Raw genomic sequence first — 22,233 nt, forward strand, 5'->3', positions numbered from 1 at the left:
GCCGGTCGAGCTTGTCGCGCTGGTCGAGCTTGTCGAGACCCGGCCCCCTCCCGCTGGTCGAGCTCCCCTCCGCTGGTCGAGCTTGTCGAGACCCGGCCCCATCCCGCTGGTCGAGCTCCCCTCCGCTGGTCGAGCTCCCCTCCGCTGGTCGAGCTTGTCGAGACCCGGTGACCCACCCTCCGAGTCGCACCACGGCCATCCACTCGAGCTATGCGGGGTAGGCGCTGTTAGGCGGGTGGCGCGCCAGGGGCATAGCGGCGCCTACCCCGCAGAACGCGACACAGGCTTCCCTTGCCCACCGCGCGGATGCCCGGGCCACACGCCGAGTCCCGCCCGAGCTACGCGGGTCAGGCGCCGCTTTGCGGGCCACGCGCCAGGGCCGCTTCGAGGTATGCGGGGTAGGCGCCGTTAGGCGGGTGGCGCGCCAGGGGCATAACGGCGCCTACCCCGCATAAGGCGAAGCGGGCATCCGCGGGGCCCGTCGCCCGGGCCCGACTCACCCTGCGGGCGCGGCTCGGCGAGGCGACCGCTGCGGCCCGACCGGCACGATCAGTCGAGCTGGTGCGGCTCCTCGTCCTCGGCCAGCATCAGGTCGATCTTCAGCTCCTGCACCCGCACGTAGGTCTTGAGCGCGCGGAGAGCCGCGAGCAGCACAAGAAAGAGGAGCACCAGAAGCGCGATCACCCCGGCAACGAAGATCACGTAGACCGCGGAGAAGATGCTGAAGCTGGAGATGTCCATGTGCTGAATCTACAAGGTGGGGTGCCACCGCTTGCGACCGGGGCTGACCGGGGTGGACTGGCCCGGCCCGGCATCGCTGGCCCCAACACCCCCGAGGCAGTAGCGTCAGCACCATGGCAGTCGAGATCACCCCGGTCGTGAAGGAGAAGGCCCCCGCGCCCCGCTATTCCGGCAAGGCGGTTCTCGCCTTCCCCGCCGGACTCCTCGCGGTGTTCCTGCCCGCACCGTTCAACATGATCCTGGGCGGGATCGCGATCCTGCTCGCCGGGGCCGCCCGGCGTGACCTGAAACGCGACGACTTGCTGCGCGGCACGACGCTGTCGCTGCTGGGGTTCCTCCTCGGCGCCGGGGTGCTGATTGTGCAGATCGCGCCCTTCGTGATCGTCAACCTGCTCGTCGCGGTCAGCAACATCGTGCCCTCCTAGCGCCGCCCGGCCGCGGCGGGGGCGGCGGGGGTGCCGGGGGCGCAGCCCCTCTCAACATCCGCCCGCCCTCTCGACACAGCAGCATTGTTCTACTAACATTACAAACATGTTGTTTCGTGTGGATCCGGCCTCGACGGTGTCGATTGCCGAGCAGCTCGCCGTGCAGGTGCGAGCGGGAGTTGCCGACGGCACGATCGCGCCGGGCACCCGGCTGCCATCGGCCCGGGAGCTGGCCCGCGCGCTCGACATCAACATGCACACAGTGCTGCGCGCCTACGCCCAGCTGCGGGACGACGGGATCCTCGAGATGCGGCAGGGCCGTGGCGCATCGGTGCGAGCGGATGCGGGCGCCGGCACGGTGCACCTCGTCGAGCTCGCCGACGCACTGCTCGCCGAGGCGCGCAAACTGGGGGTCGCCCTGCCCGACGTCCTCACCCTGATCCAGACGAGAGGCTGAGCCATGCCGAACCAGACCATCACCCCCGAGGCCGCGCACGCCCCGCATGCCCCGCACGCCACCGGGCGGGAACGGTTCGCCGCCGCGACGCTCTGGCTGCCGGTCATCGCCGTGTCGGTGACGGCCACGCTCTGGTACGACCGGCTGCCGGCGATGCTGCCCAAGCAATGGAACGGTGCCGAGGTCACCTCGACCGCCGGGACCGAGATCATGATCGGAATCACCGGGGCCATCGCACTGCTCGGCGCAATCGCCGGGCTCATCGCCGTTTCCGACGCCGCGGCCGACATCCGGCGCGGCCTGGTGCTGGCAGCCGGCTGCGCCGCCGGTCTGGCCGCCGGCGTCTGGTTGGTGACCGCCGGCCTGGTGATCGCCACCGGCTCCGCCGAACCGGATGCCGGCGCCTGGCCGCTGCTCGCGGCGCTGGCCATGGGCTACGGACTGATCCCCTTCGCACTGTCGCCGCGCCGGCCGCAGCACCGCGAACCCACCACCGCAGACCCGGCGACGGTGCCGCTGGGCGCGACCGAGTCCGGCGCCTGGTTCACCACCATGACAGTGCCGATGTTCCTCTGGCTAGCGGGCGGCCTGGCCGTCGGCGCGGTCGCGCTGGCGGTCTTCAGCGTGCTCGAAAACGGAGCGGGCGCGGGCGGGGTCTTCACCCTGCTCCTCACGGCGGGCATCTGCCTCACCTTCGCGCGACTGCGGGTCAGCGTGGATCGGCGCGGGCTGCGGGTCGTCTCGAGCCTGTTGCGGCTGCCGATCAAGCAGATCGCCCTCGACCAGGTCGCGTCGGCGCGGGCCGAAACCATCCGCCCGGGCGAGTGGGGCGGCTGGGGCTACCGCATCCTGCCCGGCCGCTCGGCCATCGTGCTCACGAGCGGCCCCGGCATCGTGGTGGAGCGGCAGAACGGCACCCTGTTCGCGGTGACCGTGCCCGACCCCGCGCTGCCCGCCGCGCTGCTCACCACCCTCGCGGCACGCTGACCGTGGAGTTCGACACGATCCTGACGCCGGCCGACAGCCCGAGCGTGCTCGCCGAGGTCGTGCGGCTGACCACCCACCGGTCAGTGTGGGCGCGGGGCGTCAGCCAGTCCGCTGCATCCCTGTCACAATTCGTGGCCGAGTTGGATGCCGGCGCCGAGGCCTGGCATCTCGTCACGGAGTCCGGCAGCGCACGGTGGTTCCGAGACGGCATCGCGGTCGCGGAACCCGACCCTCCAATTCCCATGCCCTTTGCCCGGTCGATGCCGCAGCAGGTTCAGCTCCTGCACCCCGCGGCGCTGCCGATGTGGGGTCGCGGGCGGGAGAGCTTCTTCCCGATGCTCGCGCAGCGAATCGGCGGGCATTCGATCCTGCTCACTTTCGAGCACGTCAACGACCCGGCGTTCCGGTCGACGATGGTGATCGATTTGGCGGTGGGTGCGGTGCGGAAGTTCGCCAGCCTCGGCGATGTCACCGTTTTCACGGAGGTCGTCACGGATCGGCCGCTCTCGGCTCGGACCGACTACGAGTTCGCTCCGATCACCGACTGGATTCGCATGGACTACTGACGCACGCTCGTTCGCAAACATCCCCACTCCGCTGCGCAAACAAAGGCCGGATGTCTGCAAACGATCAACACCACCGGGTGACCGCGAGCGCCCAGCCGCGACACGCGCATCCGTCAGGAGTGAAGGCTGCTCACTGGTACGTTCAACGTATGTGTCGTTGCGGCCACCAGCGGATGCTCCGACACGATCAAAGGAAAGCAGTGAGATGGTCGCAGTCGGGGAACGATCTACCGTGAACAGAGTCGGTGGCAGGATGGCCGTGGTCGGTTCCGCGCTGCTGCACCGGCCCGCGGGCGTACTCGAGGGCACCCGGTGGCTTTTCACCTGGCTGGCACTGCTGTCGTTGCTGTTCAGCCTGCCGGGCATCATCCCCAACGTCACCTCAAGCCGGCTGGACCTGCTGCTGGCGTCCGGAGCAGCGGCGGCACTCTGCGGCTCGTGGCTCTATGGCCTGGTGCGGCAGCGGGTGCCGTTCGCCCTCGAGGTGCTCGATGCGCTCGCTCTCACCGCGTTCGCCCTGGCCGGGCCGGTGCCTCTGGCGGCGGCCCCGCTCTTCTTCGCGGCAGCCTGGCTGCGCACCCTCTACGGCACGCCGTGGCGGTCAGCGGCGCGCGGGGCGCTCTACACAGTTGCGGTGCTGATCTTCACGGTTCTCTGGCAGCTGACACCCGGGCATCCCACCGCGCCTGACTGGGCCCGTCAAGCCGCCACGATCTCGATCATGCTGCTGGTCATCGTCGTCGCGGAGCAACTGCGCACCGGGCTGCAGGCCAACGACTGGGCCATCGAACGCGACAAGGCCCTCACCGAAACCGGCGCCAAGCTGCTCGGCATGACCGACGCCACCCAGATCCGCACCCTCGCCTGGACCACCGCGAACGAGCTCGGCTCGTCCACGCCGGGGCTGCGGGTGCTCAAGGTCGTACGTGACGGCCAGGTGCTGCAGGTCGGCGCCCACACGGGCGATTTCGTCGACTCGCCCACCGCCCTGCCCGGCGACGTGCTGCACAGCAACGGCGCCGAGGCGCACATCCTGCACCCGGGCGGGCTCAACGACGCGGCCGGGGCCGTCCTGGTCTGGGAGTGCGTGCCGCTCACCGAGCAGGAAGAGGACGCCTGGCTGCTTGTCGGCGCGCCGAAGCGCATCCCCGACGGCACCATCCTGTCGGTGCGCAGCCTGGTCAACCAGGTGAATCTGGCGTTGCGCAACAGCCACTCACACCGGCAGCTCACGGCGCAGGCGCAGTACGACGCCCTCACCGGACTCGACAACCGGCTCTCGTTCACCACCCAGCTCGGCGCCCAGCTCGCCCGCACCGACACGACCGAGGCGCTGCACGTGTTGTTCCTCGACCTCGACGACTTCAAGGACGTCAACGACCAGATGGGCCACCGTGCCGGCGACGCCGTGCTCGCCGAGGTGGCCGAGCGGCTGCGGCACTGCACCCGGCCGCAAGACATCGTGGCCCGGCTCGGCGGCGACGAATTCGCGGTGGTGCTCACGGGCACCACGGATGCCGCGGCCGAGGCGATCGCGCAACGCATGGTGGGGTCGCTGGCCGCGCCGATCATCGTGAGCGGGCGGCCCTGCCGGGTGGGCGCCAGCGTGGGGGTGGCCACGGCCGTGCCCGGCGCCGACCTCGACGAACTCGTGCACCAGGCCGACGTGGCCATGTACGCCGCCAAGGCCAACGGCAAGGGCCAGGTGCAGCTGTTCAAGCCGGGGCTGCTGCAGGGCGAGTCGACGCTGGTGTCGTTCGAACGGCTGCTGGGCCGGGCGGCCGGCGGCGGGCAGCTCGAGGTGCACTACCAGCCGATCGTGTCGCTCACCAACCTGCACTGCACCGGCGCCGAGGCGCTGGTGCGGTGGCGGCATCCGGAGCGCGGCCTGCTGCTGCCGGAAGAGTTCATTCCGCTGGCCGAGTCCAGCGGCGCCATCCTGGCCATCGGCGCGTTTGTGCTGCGGCGCGCCTGCACGGATGCGGTGACCTGGCCGGCCGCCCGACCGGGAGTGCCGATGACGGTGCACGTGAACATCTCGGCCCTGGAGTTGGAGAGCGATCACTTTGTGGAGTCGGTGCTCTGGTGCCTGGCCGACAGCGGGCTGCCCGCCAAACGGCTGGTGCTCGAGCTCACCGAAACCGTGGTGCTGGAGTCGCTTGCGGCCGTGGAGCGGTTGAAGACGCTGGTCACACACGGGGTGCAGGTGGGAATCGACGACTTCGGCACCGGCTACTCCTCGCTGTCGACGTTGCGGTCGCTGCCGATCTCGGTGGTCAAGCTCGACGCGAGTTTTGTGACCGGGGCGCTGAGCAACCCGGTGGATCGCACCGTGGTGGAGGCGATCGTGCAGATGAGCTCGAAGCTGGGCATCGCCACCATCGCCGAGGGTGTGGAGCGGCTGGACCAGCAGGAGATGCTCGCCCTGATCGGCACCGATGCGGCGCAGGGGCACCTCTACTGCCGGGCGGTTCCCCAGGCCGAGCTGGCCGACTGGCTGGCCCGCCGCGCCGCTCCCCTCCTCCGCGAACTGTGAGAAAAGCACCACAAAACGCGAGTTTTCGGGGCCTTTCTCACGGTTCGCGAGGCTAGTCGTCGGCCAAAACCTCGTAGCTGGACTGCGTGAACCCCGCGCCCAACTCGCGCGAGCCCACGTGCCGCAGGTGCACATCCGCATCGAGCGGTCCGAACAACGGGATGCCCGTGCCGATCAGAACCGGGGCGCGGGTGATGGTGAGCTCCCGGATCAGCCCGGCCCGCAGAAAGCTCTGGATGGTGCGTCCGCCGTCGACGTATACCCGGCGGCGGCCCTCGGCAACGAGGGTGGCGACCACGTCGTCGAGCGTGGCGTGCGCGGTGGTGTCGGGCGTGGACTCGGCATCGAAGCTGCGCACCAGGGTGCGGCTGAGCACCAGCACCCGTTTGCCGGCGTAGGGCCAGTCGGCGAAGCCGCTCACGGTGTCGAAGGTGGCGCGGCCCACGACCATCGCGTCGACGGAGGCGAAGAACTCGTCGTAGCCGGTCTCGCCCAGGGCGTCGCCGGCGGCGACGAGCCAGTCGAACTCGCCGTTCTCCCTGGCGATGAAACCGTCGAGGCTGGTGCCCACGAACACACAACCGATCACGGGCGGAACGGGCGCGCCCAGCCCAGTAGTGGTGGTCATGCAAGCACGCTAGCAGCGGCCGCCGACACTGGCGAGGGGTGCCGTGGGCTACCGGCGCGGGCGCATCGACAGAAACGTTCCGGCGCCCAGAACCAGCGCGATGGCCGCGGCGATCGGCACCGGGAAGGTGCCGTTCACCACCAACGCCAGCACCAGGAACAGGGCGGCGACGGACACGGCCGCGACCATTGGCGGCAGCATCGACTTCTTCACGGTGGTCATGAGGTCAGGCTAGCGCGCGGCGGGCATCCGGAGCCGCTCGCCGAAGACCAGTTCTTACGCATTGACAGTTTTGCCGGGGCTGCCCCACACGGTACGGTCAGCGTATGGATCGGAAGTACCGGGTGTCTTACCGGGCCAGCCTGCAGCCGGATTCCGGCCTGGACGACGAGCAGTCGGAGGCCCTGCGCGAGTTCACGGCCGCCCAGGCCACTCGCGAGTACGGCTTTCGCCACCGCCGGATGCTCCTGGCCGCGATCGCCGCCCTGATCGTGATCACCGGGCTGCTCGTGCACTTCGCCATCAGGGGCGTCGTCGCCGATTTCGTCGGTGACGCGCTCTACGCGGTGCTGGTCTACCTCGTCGTGTCCTTCATCCTGGTGCGCCGCTCCAGCTGGCACATCGCCCTCATCGCGGTGCTGTTCTGCGTGGCCATCGAGCTCCTGCAGCTCACCGGTCTGCCCGACGCCCTGGCCGAGGTGTTCCCGCCGAGCCGGTACCTGCTGGGCACCACATTCAGCACCCTCGACCTGGTGGCGTACATCGTGGGCGCGCTGACCGCCGCCGCGGTGAGCAGCTGGCGGAAGCTGGACTGACGCGGCTCGGATCAGACGCCGAGCAGTGCCTGGCCCAGGAGCGCCGCGCCGCCGGCGATGCTCGCGACCAGCGCGAACGCGCCGACCGTCGCCCAGGCCACCCGGCGGATGCGGGCCCGGCGCACCTGGCCGTCGAGCGCGGCGAAGCGGGTCATCACATCGGCGGGGGCCGGGCTGGGGTGCTGGCGCCAGGTGGCCGGGCTGTCCAGGATCACGACGGCCTCGGCGATCTCGTCGTCGCTGAGCACCGGCTGCAGCTTGAGCAGCCACCGACGCAGGGTGCGGGCGTCGAGCACCTTCACCTGCACGGGTTTGTCGCGGAAGGTGATCTGTTTGGGGTCGACGAGAGCGATCACCGGTTGCACCGGCGCGACCAGCGGCATCCGCTCGCGCAGCACGGTGGTGACGCGTTCGGCCTCGTGCTCGGCGGCGGGCAGGTAGGCCTTCTTGTGGCCGGAGACGGTGACCGTGCGGGTGCCCACCCAGATGTGCTTGCCGCAGTGGTGTTTGGTGTTGATGGTGAAGATGCCGCCGGGGCCCACCAGGATGTGGTCGATGTCGGTGTCGTTCTTGCCGATCGGCACCGCGTGGAAGGCGGTCCAGTCCGGTGGCAGGGTGGCGAGCATCTTGCCGACCGTGATCTCGCCCTGCGCGCCGAGATACCAGCTCACGCTCTCGGGGCAGAGCGGCGACTGGCCGAACAGCCGGGCGACCCGGGTGCGCGGGGGCACCGCGGTCTGGCGGGAGAGGAGGTGCTCGATGACCAGCTGAGCGGCGATGCGGTTGCGCATGGCGGGGGGATGCAGGGTCACGTTGCTCCTTCGGACGCGCCCAGACGCGGCTGCGCCAGGGAGACCGCGTGGAAGGGATGGTCGCGCCGGGACCGCCACACGGAGGTGCGTCGCTTCGCGGGCGTCAGGCCATCCAGGGAGCGGTGCGGGCGGGGCGCCCACCACGTTCGGTGATTTGAGATTACCCAGCAGGGCGGCCCTGGCGGCACCCCCATTGTGGGTGTCGGCGCACAGCGGATGCGCGTGCGCGCGTGCGGCGCGCGACTATCCCGCGCCGCAACGCACAACTGTTGCCCGTACGGACATCTGCGTCCGGCGCGCCGGGCGCAAAAGTCCGTTTCGGCAACAGTTCTGAGCGAACCGGGGCGGTCAGCGGGGAGCTGTGGGAGGGGTGTCCGGGAGGATGGCCAGGCCGTGGCCGCGCAGGCGGCGGGTGTCGGCGGCGAGCGCGGTGAGCAGGCGGTCGTTGGTGCCGCGGATGTGGCCGGTGAGCAGCTGGGCGGCGGTGTCGGCGTCGCGGGCATCGAGCGCGTCGAGCACCGCGCGGTGCTCCTGCCAGGCCTGAGCGCGGGCGGCCGGGGTGCGCACCTCGAGCCAGCGGGTGCGGGCGAGGCGGGTCAGGGCGCCGCGCACGGTGTCGACCATGGCGGGGTTGCCCGAGAGCCGGGCCAGCTGTTCGTGGAAGTCACCGCCGGCGCGCACGCCCTGCTCGGCGTCGCCGGCGAGGTCGCCCGGCCCGGCGGCTTCAAGCAGCGCGGCAACGGCGGCGATCTGGGCATCCGTGGCGCGCTGGACGGCCAGGCGCACCGCCGCCCCTTCCACAGCCTCCCGAAGCTCGGCGAGTGCACCGATCTCGGCCAGGTCGATCGGCGAGACGATCCAGCCCCGCCCAACGCGCTGCACGAGCCCCTCCGCGTCGAGCCGGCCGAGCGCCGCCCGCACCGGGGTGCGGGATGCGTCGAAGCTGGCCTCGAGGCCGCGCTCGGTCAGCCGCTCCCCCGGTGCCAGATCGAGCGAGAGGATGGCGGCCCGCAGCCGGTCGTAGAGCAGCACGGTCTGCGAGGCGAGCACATTCGTCATCGTCGGTCCCTTCCGTCGGGCGTCCCCACCATCTCGCGAACTGTGAGTTAAGCCCCACAAATCTCGTAATTCTGGGGCTTTTCTCACGGCTCGCGGAGGGGTTTCGCCCGAGCCACCCCCGGTGTCCGATTTGGTATACCACGGCGGTGTACCAGAAGATTAGCAGGTACCCCGAGGAGACACCATGGCCACCGCCACGACACCGACCATCAGCGCCCGCGCCTGGGTCGTGCTCGCCCTCGGCGTGGCCGCGCAGACCGCGGGCACGGTCTTCGTCAGCGCCCCCGCATTCCTCATCCCACTGCTCCACACCGAGCGCGGCCTCTCCCTCGCCCAGGCCGGCCTGCTCGCCGCCATCCCCACCTTCGGCATGGTGCTCACCCTCATCCTCTGGGGAGCCCTGGCCGACCGCATCGGCGAGAAGTGGGTGATCGCCGGCGGCCTGCTGCTCACCGCGCTCGCGGCCGGCGGCGCGATCCTCGCCGAGGGCTACCTCATGCTCGGTCTGTTCCTGCTGCTCGGCGGCATGGCCTCGGCCAGCACCAACTCCGCCAGCGGACGCATCGTGGTGGGCTGGTTCCCCAAGCACAAGCGCGGCCTGGCCATGGGCATCCGGCAGATGTCGCAGCCGCTCGGCGTCACCATCGCGGCCGTGACCATCCCGGTGATCGCGGCGGATGCCGGGGTGGGCGCGGCCCTCGTCGTGCCGTTCGCGCTCACCGCGGTGCTGGCCGTGGCCTGTGCGCTCGGCCTGGCCAACCCGCCCCGGGTCGCCCCGCGCGCCGGGTCCGTGGCTGGTGCGGTCACCAATCCGTACCGCTCCAGCGGATTCCTCTGGCGCATCCACGCGGCATCCGTTTTGCTGGTCGTGCCGCAGTTCACCATCTCGACGTTCGGCCTGGTCTGGCTGGTCAGCGATCAGGGCTGGGATGCCCTCACCGCCGGGGTGCTGGTGGGCGCCGCGCAGTTCGTGGGCGCGGTCGGGCGCATCGTGATCGGTGTGGTCAGCGACCGGGTGGGCAGCCGGGTGCGGCCGCTGCGCTGGGTGGCGGTGAGCGTGGCGAGTGTGCTGCTGGTGCTGGCCGCGGTGGATGCCGCGCACTGGGGCGCCGCCGCCGTGGTGTTCGTGCTCGCGACCACCTGCACCGTGGCGCCGAACGGGCTCGCGTTCACGTCGGTGGCCGAGATGGCCGGGCCGGGCTGGTCGGGCAAGGCGCTCGGGGTGCAGAACACCGGCCAGTTCATCGCGGCATCGCTGGTGGGGCCCCTGATGGGCGCCCTGATCGGCGTGGTCGGCTACCCGCTCACCTTCGCGGCCGCCGCGGTTTTCCCAGCGCTCGCGGTGCCGGTCGTGCCCCGGGCGCACGCCGAGCACGACCACCTGTAGGCGCCCGCATCCCGCTGGGCGCATAACTCCTGCTGGAATTCCCAGCGCCCGCGACCCTCCGCGTGATTCCGGCATCCGTTGCCTCGAGCACCGGGAATTGCAGGAGTTATGCCCTCGCTGGTCAGCGCTCGGCGACGAGGAGGTTGAGCCGTTCGCCGTCATGCAGGGTGGCCTGCTCGGGATCGGGCAGCCGCACAGTGTTGAGGTAGCCGATGTCATCGACCGTGAGGCCCAGCCGGGCGGCGACTTCCTCGATGAGATCGCCCGGTGCGACGGTATAGGCGACGGATGCGCCGTCGACGGTCTCGACTGCACCCCGGGCTCCGCCGGTCTCGCCGGAATCGGTCACACGCAGATCGGGGCGCAGCGGGGCGAAGGTCCACTCGATGTCGGCACGGGCGACGATGGTGGCGAGGCAATCCCCCTTCACGTCCAAGCCGTATGGTGTCGTGAGGATGACCTGATCGATGCCGGTGGGGTCGCCTCCGTAGAAGCGCAGAAGTTGCCCCTCCTGGGCGCTGGTGCCCGCCTCAGCAGGGCCGAAGTTCAGGCGCGGTCCGCTGTCGAAGCAGGTCTGCCCGGCGGGAATCGGCTGAACGGCCACCATCACACCCACCTGGCTCTGCGCGGGCAGAACCAGATCGTGCAGGCTCAGCGTGAGGAGTCCGCCGTCGGAGTCGAAGCTCACCGTGCCCGTCGTACCGTCGTCGGAGGTGAACGTGCCGGTCCCGATCGTCCCGATCGGTGCCGAGGTGGCGGCACTGCCCACGGCGGTGTCTGCCTCGGAAGACTCCGGCGCTGGAGCGGAGGGCTCCAAGACGCCGACCCCTGCCGTGCAACCAGCCAGAAGCACCAGCACGCCCGCCAGGCCACTCATCGCTGCGATTCTCTTCATGACACACCCCCGATCCCGAATCCTACGGGGTGAGATTCGCCGGTCGACCGTGGCCAGGCCGGCAGGGCACCGGAATGGCGCTCAAAGGATGCGCCCCGGCGCCGACAGCGGCCGGGCGCCGTGGCATCCGCCCGTGTGGTCGAATAGAACCGATGCATACTCCCCCAGCCCCGCCCGCCCGCACTGTCATCTCCCCCGACAACGTGCAGATCGCCACCTACGAATTCGGCGACCCCGATGCCCCCACCGTGCTCGCGGTGCACGGCTTCGCCTCGAGCGCGCTGGCCAACTTCCACGCCACCGGCTGGATCCGCGACCTGGTGCGCGAGGGCTACCACGTGATCGCGATCGACCAGCGCGGCCACGGCCAAAGCGACAAGCCGCACTCCTCCGACGCCTACTCGATGGACCTGCTCGTCACCGACGTGCTCACAGTGCTCGACACCTTCATGCTCGACGAGGTGGACTACGTGGGCTACTCGCTCGGCGCCCGGGTCGGCTGGCACGCCGCGCGCTTCATGCCCACCCGCATCGACCGCGCCGTCTTCGGCGGCATCCCCGACGGCGACCCGCTCACCCGGTTCCGGGTCGACCAGGCGCGCGCGTTCGTGCGGGGCGGCACGCCGGTCACGGATGCCCTCACCGCCGCCTACCTCAAGATGGCCGGCGCCATCCGCGACAACGACCTTGAGGCGTTGATCGCCCTCGTCGAGGGGATGCGCGACGGCCCCCAGCCGCACGCGGCGAACGCGCCCGAGCAGCGGGTGCTCTTCGCCACCGGCAGCGAGGACCGCATCCTCGAGGCCTCCCGCGCGCTGGCCGAGGCCACCCCGCGCGCCTCGTTCTTCGAGATCCCCGGCCGCAACCACTTCAACGCGCCCACCTCCCGGGCGTTCCGGGATGCCGCGATCGAGTTCCTGGGGCTGCCCGGCTCGGAGTAGCCGCTGGGGCCGGTGCGTAAAGGCGGAGAAATTCGCGAAACGCCGTCTCGCGCGGCACAACACGCCGCACCTCACCAGAAAAGTCCGCCTTTACTGCAGGCTCCGGATGCCCGCGGCCCCCGCGCCGCGCCTCGACCCGCGGATCAGCTCGGCTTGACGGCCTTGATGATGGCGCCGTGCATCTGCGGGGCCACCTCGTGGGTGAACTCCACGCTCACGTCGGTGAACCCGGTCGCGGCCAGCGCCACCCGGTACTCCGCATCCGACAGCGCCCCGGCGATGCAGCCCGCATAGGAGCCCCGCTCGATGCGCTCGCTCTCGGTGAGCTGGTTCTCGGCCACGACATCGGCGAGCCCGAGCCGGCCGCCCGGCGTGAGCACCCGGAACATCTCGCGCACGACGGCGTTCTTGTCGGCCGAGAGGTTGATCACGCAGTTGGAGATGATCACGTTGACCGTGGCATCCGCCAACGGGATCTCTTCGATGAAACCCTTGAGGAACTCGACGTTCGTGGCGCCGGCTTTGGCGGCGTTTGCGCGGGCCAGGGCCAGCATCTCGTCGGTCATGTCCAGGCCGTAGGCGAAGCCGGTGGGGCCCACCCGCCGGGCCGAGAGCAGCACGTCGATGCCGCCGCCGGAGCCGAGGTCGAGCACGCTCTCGCCGGGCCGCAGGTCGGCGACCGCGGTGGGGTTTCCGCAGCCGATGCTGGCCAGCATCGCCTCGTCGGGCACCTCGGTGTGCTCGGCACCGGTGTACAGCACCGAGCCGAACACGTCGCTGGTCTCCAGCGGGGTGCCGCAGCAGGATCCGCTGCTCACGTCGGTGACCTGCAGCGCCTGCTCGGCGTATCGCTCGCGCACTTGCTCGGTGATCGCGGTTTTCTCCGTGGCGGTCTTCTCTGTGGCGGTCTTCTCGGTCATGTGCGGTCCCACCCCTGGTTGATATAGACGGATGTCGATGTATTCAGTATGGCGAGACATCCAACGATCGTCAATTGCCGGGCCCGGCACCCACGGCTGCCCGACCACGGCAACTGTTGCCGAAGCGGACTTTTGCGTCCGGCGTGCCGGGCGCAGAAGTCCGCACGGGGAACAGTTGCGGTGAAGCTGCGAGAACAAGCGCGCGCACGCTCGGTCAGCGGGATAGACGGGCCGCGTAGGCCAGCGCCGCGGCGGACACCGCGGTGCCGGGCGGGGTCAGCGCGGAGGTCTCCGGCGCCAGGGCCGCCAGTCGCAGCGGCAGCACCCCCGCCCAGATCGAGCGGTCGTCGCCGTCATCCGCGGCCTCGGATGCCCCGTGGGCGCGCACCTTCACGCTCGCCTCGGCCAACGACAGCCGCAGCACGAGCGTCGCGGCGAGCTCCCGCTTGGTCATGTCGCGCACCTCGTCCCAGCGGCCCGGCATCAGGTGATCGGAGACAACGCGCATGGCCTCCTCCTTGTCGGCGGCGGCAACCACCGTCGGCACGCCGAACACGACGGCGCTGCGGTAATTCATCGAGCTGTCGAACAGCGAGCGGGCGTAGACGAGTCCGTCCAGGTGCGTCACCGTGACCGAGATCGGGGCGCCGGATGCCATGGCGCGAAAGATGCCGCTGCCGGTGGAGCCGTGCAGGTAGATGGCGTCACCGCCACGGCCGAAGCCCATCGGCAGCACCAGCGGCAGGCCGTCGCGCACGATCGCGACGTGGGCGACGAGGGCGTCGTCCAGGATGCCGTGCAGCTCGGCCCGGTCGGTGCGTTGGCGTTCGGGGGCGCGGGTGATGCGGGTGCGGGTGGTGATGGGCAGCACGGTGGTCCCGTCGTTCTGGGGCTGTGTGGAGTGGGGCATGCTACTAGGATCGAGCCCAGAGTGGATCACAAACAAGACCAGTTGTGGCGTGTTTGACTAGACCGGTTTGGGTTCAGCGCCGTCGAACCGCTTCGGGTAGAACGCCGCCGATCCGCTGCGAGAGACCGGATGCCGCCCCGCCCGCCGCCGGGCACCAAGAGAGGAACCCCGTGAACGCACACGAGCTGCCGATCCTGCTCGACCGCACATCGGAGCTTCCCCTCGCGGCGCAGCTCGCCTCGGCCCTGCGCCTGGCGATCCTCGGCGGGGTCCTGCGGCACGACGAGGCGCTCCCCTCGACCCGCGCCCTCGCCGCTTCGTTGCGGGTGTCGCGCGGCACCGTCGTCGCAGCCTACGACCAGCTCGCCGGCGAGGGCTACCTGCTGGCGAGTCCGGGCTCGGCGACCCGGGTGATGGTGGAACGGTCCGATGCGCTCGCCGGGGCCGTCGACGGCACACGCGGCCACCACTCCCGCGGCCGGGCCGGGACATCGGCGAGCGCCCAGAGCCCGGCGAGCAACCGACCGATCGCGAGCAACCAGAGCCCCGCGAGTGCAACTCCAGGCTCCACTCCCCTGCCGTTGATCGACCTGGCCCCCGGGCATCCGTCGACCCGAACTCTCGTCGACCCGGCCTGGACGGCGGCCTGGCGCGCCGCCGTCACCGCGTCCGGGCGCAGCGACTCGCCGCCCGCCAGCGGCACCCTCGAACTGCGCACCGCGATCGCCGACCACGTGCGGCGGGCGCGGGGACTGGCCTGCCGCCCCGACGACGTGATCGTCACGGCCGGCACCAGCGACGCCCTGGCAAGCATCGGGTTTGCCCTCGGGGCGCTGGCCGGCGGCGAGACCGCGGGCAGCGGCACCGGCACCGAGCCGGCTGCAACCATCCGAACGGTAACCCCACTCATTGCCGTGGAAGACCCCGGCTACCCCACCGCCCGGCGGGTGCTGCGCCGGGTGGGCGCGCAGCTCCTTCCCGTGCGCACCGACCCAAACGGCATCGACCTGGCCGAGCTCGCCGCGCTGGTGCCGGCCCCGCATGCCGTTCTGGTCACCCCGAGCCATCAGTATCCGCTGGGCAGCAGCCTCTCGGTGCAGGGCCGGCTTGACCTGCTCGATTGGGCGCACGCTGCGGATGCCGTGGTGATCGAGGACGACTACGACAGCGAGTTCCGCTTCGGCGCCGCGCCGCTGCCCGCTCTGGCCACCCTCGACACGTCGGGGCGAGTGGCGCTGGTCGGCAGCTTCTCCAAGACCGTCACCCCGTGGATCCGCTGCGGCTACATCATCGCCACCGGCAACCTCGGCACGGCCCTCCGCGAGGTGCGCGACGACCTCGGGCCGTCGGTTTCCGGCGTGCAGCAGGCGGCCCTCGCCCACTACCTCGACAGCGGCGGCCTGGCCCGCAACGTCACCCGGGTGCGCCGCGAGTACGCGCACCGCCGCGCCCTGGTAATCAGCACGCTCGGCGCGCTGCCCGGCGTGCGACTGGCCGGCCTCGACGGCGGGCTGCACGTTGTGGTGCGCACCGCGGCGGATGCATCCGCTCTGATCACGCAGGCCGCCGCGCGCGGGGTGCGGGTCGCGTCCCTGGCCGACTACACGGTGCGGGACCGGGGCCAGCACGGCCTGGTGCTCGGCTACGGTTCGCCGACCGATCTGGAGCTCGGCCGGGCGCTCGACGTGCTCGCCCGGCTCCTCACAGCCCCCGCCGGAAACTGATTCGCGCCGGGCGCCAGCTCAGCGGAGGGCCAGGCTCTTCGCCTTACGCCCGGCGAACACGGTCTTGAACGACACCCGGTTGGTGTACTCGATGGACCCGTACCGGAACAGCCGCACCGCGAGTTGCAACACGACCGCGCTGAGGAGGAAGAGTTCCGTGATGACGATGGCCGCCTCCCATCCCGACAGCGAGCCGAACGCGTTGCGGAGCATCGCGGTGATCGGCGCCGAGTACGGGAAGTAGGTGAACAGTTGAACGACAAGACTGTGCGGGTCCGAAAGCACCAGCGAGACCGAATAGAGCGGCACGATCATCAGAATGATGAGCGCCGTGAACCAGCCGCCGGCATCCTTCGCGTTGGGCATGACCGCCCCGATGGCAACGGCCGTGCCCGTGAACAGGGCGAACCCGCCCACGGCCAGCAGAGCGCCCACGATCATCTTCGCGGGATCGAAGCTGAAGCTGGACAGGTCCACCTCCGGCAGGTTCAACGAGGTGCGAAAGAACAGGTAGCCGACCAGAACCGGCAGCAGGAACACCATCACCTGCACGAAGCCCACGATGAAGACCGAGATGATCTTTCCGCTGATCAGCGCGGTCGGGTTCAGGGTGGTGAGGATCATCTCGGTGACCCGGTTCTCCTTCTCCTCGAGCGTGCTGGTGAGCATCTGATTGGAGAGCAGGGTGAAGGTCAGGAAGAACAATCCCAGGAAGATCAGCGGCGGGACCACGCCCAGGAACCCGGCCGCTTCCTCCCCGTTGGTGTAGGTGATGGCGTTCACCGACACATCGCCCTGGGCCAACGTCGTCAGAGCGGGATCTCCGATCTGGTCCTGCGCGCTACTGATCAGCACCTGGGTCGCGACACCCTCGTACGCACCGTTGCCGAACAGACCCTTGTCGACCCCGTACACCTGGGTGGGTGTTGTGGCCGGGTTCGCCGGGTACACAAAGTGGGCGTCTTCCTCGCCCGCCTTCACGTCGGCAATCGCCGCCGCATCATCCGTCACCGCCGTGCCGCCCAAGGTTGTGGCGACGGCCGGGTCGACATAACCGGATGCGTCGCTGTAGGTGAACGTGATCGACGCGTCTGACTGGGCGTCGATGGTGTTCATCGACGACGTGTTGCCCAGGGTCACCAGGCCCACGACGATGCCGATCGCGATCGGCACCAGGAGCGTGATGATCCAGAACTTCTTCTTGCCGAGGGTACGGCCCACCTCGAATGCGATGACCGTGCGGAGATTGTGCTGAGCCATCTCAGGCACCTGCCATTTCGTTCTGGTCGCCGTACACGCTCACGAAGATCTCCTCGAGCGAGAGTTTGCTGGTGGTGAAGCTTCTGATGAGAACGCCGGCGTCGACCAGGTCGCGCAGGATGAGTGCCTCGTCGACGGTGTCGAGGAGGGTGAGTTCGGCGTAGTTGCGGTCGCGCAAACTGATCTCGTAGTGCGCCGACGCGGGGATCTCGCCGGAGTAGGCGACCCGGATCATCGTGCCGCCGTACTGGTTCTGCACCTCGGGGATCGTGCCGTAGGCCTCCGCCCGGCCGCCCTTCAACAGGATCACCCGGTCGCAGAGCCGCTCGACCTCCTCCATCTGGTGCGTCACCATCAGCACCGTGGCGCCGGCCTTCTTCTGCTCCTCGATGATGTCCATCAGCAGTCGCCGGTTCACCGGGTCGAAGCCCTTCGTCGGCTCATCCAGGATCAGCAGCTCCGGGTCGTTCATGATCGTCACGCCCAGCTGGACCTTCTGCTGCTGGCCGCCGGAGAGCTTGTCCACCCGCACCTTGGCCTTGTCGCCCAGACCCACCCGCTCGAGATACTTCATCGACCAGGCCGCCGCGGCCTTCTTGCTCAGCCCCTTGAGCTCCCCGAAGTAGGTCATCACGGCGAGAACGGACTCCTTCTTGTACAGTCCCCGCTCTTCCGGGAGGTAGCCCAGCCGAATGCCGGCCTCCGGCGTGAACGGGCGCCCGTCGATGTGGAGGATGCCGCCGGTCGGGATGTAGATGCCCAGCAGGGCGCGCAGCGTGGTGGTCTTGCCGGAGCCGTTTGAGCCGAGGAACCCGAACGTCTCGCCGCGCATCACGTCGAAGGAGAGGTCCTCGATAACCGTGGTGCCGGCGAAATCCATCCGGAAATTTTCGATGTGGACAAGAGACCCCGCTGCTATCGTCATGCCAATACCCTAGCGCTGCCCAAAAGTATCCGGCCGTTGACCTGCGCTTTTCGTACCAGTAGCGAGGAACCGTCGGCGGCTGCGTCTACATCGAACGGCAGTTTCAGCTTGCCTTCAGCGGGGTCGGCCAGACTGGCACCGGCGGCCGCGTGGCCGCCAGATTGACGAGGGGGCCGGATGCGAGTCCTGGTGGTGGAAGACGAGGTGCGCCTGGCGACCGGACTCAAGCGCGGCCTCGAGGCCGAGGGCTTCGCTGTCGACATCGCCGGCACCGGTCCGGACGGCCTCTGGTTGGCCCGCGAGAACGAGTACGTGGTCATCCTGCTCGACATCATGCTGCCTGGACAGAGCGGCTACCGGGTCTGCGAGACCCTGCGCGCCGAGGAGAACTGGACCCCGATCCTGATGCTCACCGCCAAGGACGGCGATTGGGACCAGATCGAAGCCCTGGACACCGGCGCCGACGACTACCTCACCAAACCGTTCTCCTCAGCCGTGCTGCTGGCCCGGATGCGCGCCCTCATCCGCCGCGGCACCAGCGCCAGGCCCACCGTGCTGCGGGCCGGCGACCTGCACCTGGACCCGGCGACCCGCGCGGTGAGCCGGGCCGGCGCATCCGTTGACGTCACCGCCCGGGAGTTCGCGGTGCTGGAGTACCTGATGCGCAACCTGGGCAGCGTGGTGAGCAAGCGCGACGTGCTCGACAACGTCTGGGACTTCGACTTCGAGGGCGACCCCAACATCGTGGAGGTGTACGTGCGGCACCTGCGCAACAAGGTGGACCGGCCGTTCGACCGGAACGCGATCGAGACCCTGCGTGGGGCCGGCTACCGCCTGGCGGCAGACGGTGGCTGAGCGGCGCACCCGGTCGCTGCGCGGCCGGATCACCCTCGTGTCCACCGCGATCGTGGCCGTCACCCTGGTGGTGGGCGCACTCGTCTTCGTGCTCGCGCTCCGCGGCGTGTTGCTCGATGAGGTGGGCACGGCCGTCGAACGCGACCTCGAGCAGATCGAGACCGAGCTGGACACCGGCACCGGCGCGGCCGCCCTCGACGCCGACGACGATGACGTGCTCTTCCAGATCACCGACTCCTCCGGCGTCCTCGTCGCCGGCAGCGAGGCCCTCGATGGTCGGTTGCTCACCGTGCCGCACGGCGGTGACACCCAGATCGTGCGGGTGCCGGGCGAAGACACCGACTATCTCGTCGCGGCCGACGACCATGACGACACCACCATCCTGGCCGGCCGTTCGTTGGAGAACACCGACGAGGCCGTCGCGGCGGTGGCCGTGCTGCTGGTCGGCGCCGTGCCGCTGCTCACCGGGATCGTCGCCCTGCTCACCTGGATCGTGGTGGGCCGGGCGCTGGCCCCCGTCGAACGGATGCGCCGCGAGGTCGACACCGTCACCGCCACCAACCTCGACCGCCGCATCGCCGACCACGGCCGCAACGACGAGATCGGCCGGTTGGCGCACACCATGAACGGCATGCTCGACCGGCTGGACACCTCCCAGCGCGCCCAACGCCAGTTCGTCTCGGATGCCTCGCACGAGCTGCGCTCCCCGCTCGCGTCGCTCCGCCAATACGCCGAGGTGGCCCAGGCGCATCCCGACCGGGTCAACCTCGACGACCTGTCCGAGGCCGTGCTCGACGAAGGGGACCGGCTCGAGCGCCTCGTGGCGGGCATGCTCCTGCTGGCGCGGGTGACCGAAAGTTCGATCGACAGCACCGGCACCGCCGTGGACCTGGACGACCTGATGCTCGCCGAGGCTCGCCGACTGCGCGACACCATGGCGCTGAGCATCGACAGCACCGGGGTGGGCCCGGCCCGGGTGCACGGCGACCAGAACCTGCTCGGCCAGGTGGTGCGCAACCTCGTCGACAACGCCGCCCAACACGCCTCCGGACGGGTGAGCCTCGCGCTCAGCGTCGTCGACGGGCAGGCGCTGCTGGTCGTGGAGGACGACGGCCACGGGGTGCCGCACGGCGAGCGCGACCGGGTGTTCGAGCGCTTCGTGCGGCTGGACGAGTCCCGGGCACGGGCATCCGGCGGCACCGGACTGGGCCTGGCGATCGTGCGGGAGAGCGTGCAGGCGCAAGGTGGCACCGTACGCGTTGTCGAGAGCAGTCTCGGCGGTGCAAGGTTCGAGGTACGTCTACCCGCCGTAGATGAGGCCTGACCAGCGTTTCTGAAGGCGCCTTCAGCGGGCTTCAGCGTGGGTTCAGCGGTACCTTGACACAGTGGGGTCATTGGCCACAGTGGCACCGCTCAAACAAGGGACATACCGTGAAGAAGAAGACCATCTGGATCACCGGCGCTGCCGTTGCCGCCGTTCTCATCGTGGGCGGCGCGGGCTTGGCCATCGCCGACCCGTTCGACAACGACGGCCCGCTCACCGGCAGCACCCTTGACAAGGCCAGCGCCGCCGCACTGGATGCCGCCGGCAGCGGAACTGTCACCGGCAGCGATGCCGGCAGCGATGACGACGCCTACGCCTATGAGGTGGAAGTCACCCTCGCCGACGGAACCGATGTGGACGTGGCGCTCGACAAGTCGTTCGCCGTGCTCTGGGTCGACGGCCTGCCCACGGGTGCCGCCAGCGCGGCACCGACCACCGGCAGCGGCACCGACGACTCCGGCACCTCAGGCACCGATGACTCCGACCTCGGCGCTCTCTCCGCCGCCGACCGGGACGCCGCCTCGGCCGCCGCGCTCGCGACCCTGCCCGCCGGCACCGTCGGCACCATCACCGAGGTTGAGCGGAGCGATGACTTCGACCACGCCTACGAGGTCGAAATCACCCTCGAGAACGGCCAGGACGTCGACGTCGAGCTCGACGCGAGCTTCGCCGTGGTCAAGGTCGACGGCGCCCCCACCGCGTAAGGCGGGTCTCAGACCTCGGGGTCGCGGCGCCGGCGGGGCAGCGCTGCGATCCACAGCCGCAGCAGCATCCCGGTCACGGCCAACGGCACGCACACCAGCAGCAGGCCCCGGCCGAGCGACACGGCCCGCTCCCACTCGGCGGGGGCCGTGTCGACCGCCTGGCCCAGGTACAGCAACAGCAGCCCGGCCCCGGCGCTCGCCAGGGACAGTGCGACGACACTGACCAGGGCCGGCAGGCCGGCCCGGCCGCGCCGCACCACCAGCACAATGGTGTCGGCGACGAAGGACAGCGCGAACGGCAGCACCGCGCAGAGCAGGATGGCGGCGGCGAGCACGATCATCGGCGCACGGCCGGGATCGGAGCACGTGGCATGGCGCATCCGTCTCGGTCAGTGGGTGTGGGGGTCGGCGACCCCGACTGACCGTATCAACACCGGCCCGGCCGACCAAGCTGGCGGTGCACCCCAGTTCGGGGTCAGAGCCAGCTCTGGCGGTGGTCCTCGACGAACTCGCGCAGCGTGGTCGCGCCCTCCCCGGTGAGCCGGCGGATGCTGCGGTTCGGCAGCGCGGTCAGGCGGCGGCGCGCCGCCTTGTACCAGCTCGCCTGCGCGGCGATGTCCGGCGCCGTGGCCCCCTGTTTCGCGGCCGACCCGGCGAACTCCGCCTCGGTCGTGGCCGTGTACCGCACGGGCCGGTCCAGCACCTCGGTGAGGATCTCGGCCACCTGCGCATAGCTCAGCGCCTGCTCCCCCGCGAGGGAATACGACTTGCCGAGGTGACCCGGTTCGGTGAGCACTCTGGCGGCCACCCGGCCCACGTCGCCGGCGTCGACGAACGCCACGGCGGCACCGCCGGCCGGCAGCACGATCTCGCCGCGCAGACGGATGTCGTCGCGGTACAGAGTTGACAGGGTCTGCATGAGCACGTTGGGCCGCAGGATCGTGTGCGGCGTGCGGGTGCGCTTGAGGTACTGCTCCACCACGTGATGCGGCGACCGGGGGGCGAATTGCACACCCGGGGCCGACAGGAACACGATCTGCTGCACGCCGCCCTCCTCCATCGCGTGGTCGATGAACGGAATCAGGGTGCGACCCACATCAGCGATCGTCGGCGGCACGAGCAGGAACACCCGGTCCACGCCGGCGAGGGCGCGGGGCCAGGTGCTGCGGTCGGCGAAGTCGAAGGCGCGCACGCTGGCGCCGCTGCCGTCTGCGGCGTGACCGGCTGTTTGAGCAGCGGTTTGGGCGGCGGTTTGGGCGGATGCCTTCCCGCCCCGGCCGGCGCCGGCCGAAGCCGCCGCGCCCGGTCGGCCGACCGTGCGCTGGGGTGCCGCCGCGGCGGGCAGGCTGCCCGGCCTGGGCT

Annotated in this window: 24 protein-coding genes; 12 read left to right on the forward strand and 12 right to left on the reverse strand. The window is 70.2% G+C overall.

Translation table 11 applies throughout. The features are described 5' to 3' along the window. Positions 1–549: 549 nt before the first annotated feature. Positions 550–741, reverse strand: coding sequence for a hypothetical protein (locus tag E3T61_RS12380; RefSeq protein ID WP_134641161.1), 192 nt, complete (start codon positions 739–741; stop codon positions 550–552). A gap of 113 nt (positions 742–854) precedes the next feature. Here E3T61_RS12380 and E3T61_RS12385 point away from each other — a divergent pair, with 113 nt between their 5' ends. From E3T61_RS12385 to E3T61_RS12405, 5 genes are all read left to right on the forward strand, one after another. Continuing rightward, positions 855–1,166 carry a hypothetical protein gene (locus E3T61_RS12385; protein WP_134641162.1) on the forward strand — a complete coding sequence of 104 codons (312 nt, stop codon included), beginning with the start codon at positions 855–857 and terminating at the stop codon, positions 1,164–1,166. 106 nt (positions 1,167–1,272) lie between these two features. Continuing rightward, positions 1,273–1,623, forward strand: a complete 351-nt coding sequence (locus E3T61_RS12390) for a GntR family transcriptional regulator (protein WP_134641163.1) — start codon at positions 1,273–1,275, stop codon at positions 1,621–1,623. Between the two features lie 3 nt (positions 1,624–1,626). Next, entirely contained in the window at positions 1,627–2,610 is a 984-nt protein-coding gene (locus E3T61_RS12395; RefSeq protein ID WP_134641164.1) for a hypothetical protein, read from the forward strand. Positions 2,611–2,612: 2 nt separating this feature from the next. Then, a complete protein-coding gene (locus E3T61_RS12400) occupies positions 2,613–3,176 on the forward strand; it encodes a hypothetical protein (protein WP_134641165.1) in 564 nt (187 codons plus the stop codon). A 232-nt stretch (positions 3,177–3,408) separates the two neighbouring features. Then, the gene (locus E3T61_RS12405) at positions 3,409–5,712 is read left to right on the forward strand and encodes a putative bifunctional diguanylate cyclase/phosphodiesterase (RefSeq protein ID WP_166793223.1); all 2,304 of its coding nucleotides are present in this window, start codon (positions 3,409–3,411) and stop codon (positions 5,710–5,712) included. Between the two features lie 52 nt (positions 5,713–5,764). Here E3T61_RS12405 and E3T61_RS12410 read toward each other — a convergent pair whose 3' ends face one another. Further along, a complete protein-coding gene (locus E3T61_RS12410) occupies positions 5,765–6,340 on the reverse strand; it encodes a dihydrofolate reductase family protein (protein WP_134641167.1) in 576 nt (191 codons plus the stop codon). 48 nt (positions 6,341–6,388) lie between these two features. Continuing rightward, complete coding sequence (locus tag E3T61_RS21925; protein ID WP_166793224.1) at positions 6,389–6,562, reverse strand: hypothetical protein; 174 nt, start codon at positions 6,560–6,562, stop codon at positions 6,389–6,391. 104 nt (positions 6,563–6,666) lie between these two features. Between E3T61_RS21925 and E3T61_RS12415 the strand changes: the two genes are divergently transcribed. Continuing rightward, on the forward strand, positions 6,667–7,155 hold the full coding sequence (locus E3T61_RS12415) for a ribosomal maturation YjgA family protein (protein ID WP_134641168.1): 489 nt from the start codon (positions 6,667–6,669) through the stop codon (positions 7,153–7,155). A gap of 11 nt (positions 7,156–7,166) precedes the next feature. On the opposite strand, the gene E3T61_RS12420 is transcribed toward E3T61_RS12415, so the two are convergent. Continuing rightward, positions 7,167–7,967: a nuclease-related domain-containing protein gene (locus E3T61_RS12420; RefSeq protein ID WP_134641169.1), complete on the reverse strand. Its 801-nt coding sequence runs from the start codon at positions 7,965–7,967 to the stop codon at positions 7,167–7,169. Positions 7,968–8,315: 348 nt separating this feature from the next. After that, a complete protein-coding gene (locus E3T61_RS12425) occupies positions 8,316–9,026 on the reverse strand; it encodes a GntR family transcriptional regulator (protein ID WP_134641170.1) in 711 nt (236 codons plus the stop codon). A 184-nt stretch (positions 9,027–9,210) separates the two neighbouring features. On the opposite strand from E3T61_RS12425, the gene E3T61_RS12430 reads away from it, so the two are divergent. Then, positions 9,211–10,413, forward strand: a complete 1,203-nt coding sequence (locus tag E3T61_RS12430; protein WP_134641171.1) for an MFS transporter — start codon at positions 9,211–9,213, stop codon at positions 10,411–10,413. Between the two features lie 121 nt (positions 10,414–10,534). On the opposite strand, the gene E3T61_RS12435 is transcribed toward E3T61_RS12430, so the two are convergent. Further along, entirely contained in the window at positions 10,535–11,308 is a 774-nt protein-coding gene (locus E3T61_RS12435) for a hypothetical protein (RefSeq protein WP_134641172.1), read from the reverse strand. A 152-nt stretch (positions 11,309–11,460) separates the two neighbouring features. On the opposite strand from E3T61_RS12435, the gene E3T61_RS12440 reads away from it, so the two are divergent. Then, entirely contained in the window at positions 11,461–12,249 is a 789-nt protein-coding gene (locus tag E3T61_RS12440) for an alpha/beta fold hydrolase (protein ID WP_134641173.1), read from the forward strand. Positions 12,250–12,392: 143 nt separating this feature from the next. On the opposite strand, the gene arsM is transcribed toward E3T61_RS12440, so the two are convergent. Both arsM and E3T61_RS12450 read right to left on the reverse strand, forming a co-directional pair. Further along, positions 12,393–13,169, reverse strand: coding sequence for an arsenite methyltransferase (gene arsM / locus E3T61_RS12445; protein ID WP_134641174.1), 777 nt, complete (start codon positions 13,167–13,169; stop codon positions 12,393–12,395). A gap of 214 nt (positions 13,170–13,383) precedes the next feature. After that, positions 13,384–14,079: a pyridoxamine 5'-phosphate oxidase family protein gene (locus E3T61_RS12450; RefSeq protein WP_198418683.1), complete on the reverse strand. Its 696-nt coding sequence runs from the start codon at positions 14,077–14,079 to the stop codon at positions 13,384–13,386. A 170-nt stretch (positions 14,080–14,249) separates the two neighbouring features. On the opposite strand from E3T61_RS12450, the gene pdxR reads away from it, so the two are divergent. Then, positions 14,250–15,803 carry a MocR-like pyridoxine biosynthesis transcription factor PdxR gene (pdxR, locus tag E3T61_RS12455; protein WP_241992542.1) on the forward strand — a complete coding sequence of 518 codons (1,554 nt, stop codon included), beginning with the start codon at positions 14,250–14,252 and terminating at the stop codon, positions 15,801–15,803. A gap of 18 nt (positions 15,804–15,821) precedes the next feature. Here the strand turns inward: pdxR and E3T61_RS12460 are convergent, their stop codons facing one another. Both E3T61_RS12460 and E3T61_RS12465 read right to left on the reverse strand, forming a co-directional pair. Beyond that, entirely contained in the window at positions 15,822–17,063 is a 1,242-nt protein-coding gene (locus tag E3T61_RS12460; RefSeq protein WP_134641175.1) for an ABC transporter permease, read from the reverse strand. 1 nt (position 17,064) lies between these two features. Next, a complete protein-coding gene (locus tag E3T61_RS12465; protein ID WP_134641176.1) occupies positions 17,065–17,943 on the reverse strand; it encodes an ABC transporter ATP-binding protein in 879 nt (292 codons plus the stop codon). A 222-nt stretch (positions 17,944–18,165) separates the two neighbouring features. On the opposite strand from E3T61_RS12465, the gene E3T61_RS12470 reads away from it, so the two are divergent. The 3 genes from E3T61_RS12470 to E3T61_RS22085 all read left to right on the forward strand — a co-directional run bounded on the left by E3T61_RS12470 (position 18,166) and on the right by E3T61_RS22085 (position 20,871). Then, complete coding sequence (locus tag E3T61_RS12470) at positions 18,166–18,843, forward strand: response regulator transcription factor (protein WP_134641177.1); 678 nt, start codon at positions 18,166–18,168, stop codon at positions 18,841–18,843. Next, positions 18,806–20,167: a sensor histidine kinase gene (locus E3T61_RS12475; RefSeq protein WP_241992543.1), complete on the forward strand. Its 1,362-nt coding sequence runs from the start codon at positions 18,806–18,808 to the stop codon at positions 20,165–20,167. Before E3T61_RS12470 ends, E3T61_RS12475 begins: the two co-directional genes overlap by 38 nt. A gap of 107 nt (positions 20,168–20,274) precedes the next feature. Further along, positions 20,275–20,871 carry a PepSY domain-containing protein gene (locus tag E3T61_RS22085; protein ID WP_174777015.1) on the forward strand — a complete coding sequence of 199 codons (597 nt, stop codon included), beginning with the start codon at positions 20,275–20,277 and terminating at the stop codon, positions 20,869–20,871. 8 nt (positions 20,872–20,879) lie between these two features. Here E3T61_RS22085 and E3T61_RS12485 read toward each other — a convergent pair whose 3' ends face one another. Beyond that, entirely contained in the window at positions 20,880–21,251 is a 372-nt protein-coding gene (locus tag E3T61_RS12485) for a hypothetical protein (RefSeq protein ID WP_134641178.1), read from the reverse strand. A 95-nt stretch (positions 21,252–21,346) separates the two neighbouring features. Beyond that, on the reverse strand, positions 21,347–22,233 hold an 887-nt coding region (locus tag E3T61_RS12490), incomplete at its 5' end, for an NmrA family NAD(P)-binding protein (RefSeq protein WP_134641179.1).

This window comes from Cryobacterium lactosi (assembly GCF_004403945.1).
Lineage (GTDB): Bacteria > Actinomycetota > Actinomycetes > Actinomycetales > Microbacteriaceae > Cryobacterium > Cryobacterium lactosi.